The organism is Streptomyces sp. 13-12-16, assembly GCF_002114215.1.
Lineage (GTDB): Bacteria > Actinomycetota > Actinomycetes > Streptomycetales > Streptomycetaceae > Streptomyces.
Map to the genome: position 1 here is coordinate 1 of NZ_NCTE01001077.1, position 1,902 is coordinate 1,902.

Sequence of the window (1,902 nt, forward strand, 5' to 3'; positions counted from 1 at the left end):
GGCGGCACCCGCACCGTCCTCCGCCGGGCCGGCGGCACCCCCGGGATGCCGGCCCCCGGGCGTGACTCCGCCCGGTGCGGCGCCCTCCGGCGGAGGGGACACCAGGGGGCGTTCGGGGTGCGTGCCGGTGGCCGTGACGGAGGCGGCCGGGTCGGACCGGGAGCCGTCGGGCGGGGAGAGGACTCCGGTTCCGGCCAGGACCGCGACGCCCCCGGCCATGCCGGCGATCAGCGCGGCGGCCAGCCCGAGGCCCAGGGGACGCCCCCGCCGGGGTCCGTCCGCGGTTCCGGAACGATCACCGTGCGGGACGCCGATACGGATCGCTCCGATGTCGGAGGGGCGCGTTCCGGCGGGCCGGCCCTCACCGTGGGCCGCCTCGGACCGCCCCTCCCGTTCCTCGCGCACCTTGCGGAAGGCGGCCAGGGCGGCCGCCTCGCCGGGGAGTTCCCCACCGTCCGAAGGAGGCGGTGCGGAGAGCGCGCGCAGTGCTCCGGCGAGCCGTCCGGCCTGGTCCCGGGCGACGGGATCGGCAGTTTTCAGGGGCTCTCCGCTCAGTAAGCGCTCCGCGGCCTTGCGGTCCAGCCACCTGTGCTGCTCATCGGCCATCACATGTCCTTCTGTGTCCGCGCTCGCATCTGCGTCACACTCGCGGACGTCACCGTACGACGGCGTGGTTCTCTCTGGGGAGGAAGGGCGTCGAGCACTCCGGCGGATTCCGGTCGGGCCTCCGGATCGCCGCCGAGCAGCTCGGCCAGACGTCTCAGACCCCGGTGCGCGGCCGTCCGTACGGCACCCGGTCGTTTGCCCAGCGTCTCGGCGGCGGACTTGGCGTCGAGGCCCACGACCACGCGCAGCACGACGGCCTCGGCCTGGTCCTGCGGCAGCCGGGATATGAGGGAGAACGCGCCGTCGGTGGCGAGCGCCTCGATGGCCTCGCCGGCGGTGTCGGACTCGGCGGCCCGCCCGGTGAGCTCGGTCTCGTCGCCGCCGATCGCGGGGCGGCGTCCGCGCATGCGTATGTGGTCCAGCGCGCGGTTGCGGGCGATACGGGCGGCCCAGCCGCGGAACCGGTCCGCGTCACCGGTGAAGCGCTCCAGGTCACGGGCGATCTGCAGCCACGCCTCGGACGTCACGTCCTCGGCGTCGGGCTCGCCGACCAATGTCCGTACGTATCCCAGCAGCCGCGGGTGCACGACGCGGTACACAGTCCGGAACGCGGTCTCGTCCCCGTCCTGTGCCGCACGCACCGCGGCGGTCAGCTCCGCGTCGTCCCCCAGCACACGCGCGCGCCCTTCTGCGCCTGAACCGGCGCCGCTCTCGCGGACCGGGTTGCTCGCCGTCGTGGTTGCTCAATCAGTGGTTGCGGTTTCCGGCCGCGGGCGGTTCGTGGTCATGTGTCCGTCGCGACCTGGCGCGAAAGGCACGTTACGGCCTGAATCCTCTGCCCGTCCATGTCCGTCCAAGATGCAACTAACCCGTGACACGGGGGTGTGACAGAAAACGCACTCATGGCGCTGTAGGAAGTACGGGTCGCCGCGCGGCCCGTGCCGCGCGACGGCCGGGGCCTCTCCTGTGGGGGGTGGCGGCTCCGGCCGTCGCCCCGGCGGCAGCGGCGCGAGCGCGCCGAAGCGCGCGGATGCTCCGTTTCCCCTGGTCACAGCGGTCGCATGAGGTGCGTTACGGACGCTTGGCGTCCGAGTTCCCGGACTTCCCCGTGCTGTTGCCCGCACTGCCGCCCGAGCCGTTGCCCGCGGTGCCCGAGCCGTTGCCCGCGCCGCGCGTGGCGTTGTCGCTCGCGTTGCCCGAGGAGCCGTTTCCGGACCGGTCGGCCGAATCGTTGTCCTTCTTCTCCGGCGCCCCGGTGTTGACGGACGGCGCCCCGGTCCCGGTCCCCGACAGCCG

1 protein-coding gene and 2 pseudogenes are annotated in these 1,902 nt (G+C 74.0%); all 3 read right to left on the bottom strand.

All coding sequences use genetic code 11. From position 1 onward, the window contains the following. Positions 1-606 (bottom strand): annotated as a pseudogene (locus tag B7767_RS35475) (hypothetical protein); the annotation flags it as partial. Beyond that, the gene (locus tag B7767_RS35480; RefSeq protein WP_085575649.1) at positions 606-1,280 is read right to left on the bottom strand and encodes an RNA polymerase sigma factor; all 675 of its coding nucleotides are present in this window, start codon (positions 1,278-1,280) and stop codon (positions 606-608) included. The pseudogene B7767_RS35475 and the gene B7767_RS35480, both read right to left, overlap by 1 nt. Positions 1,281-1,677: 397 nt before the next feature. Then, positions 1,678-1,902, bottom strand: a pseudogene (locus B7767_RS46820) (hypothetical protein); the annotation flags it as partial.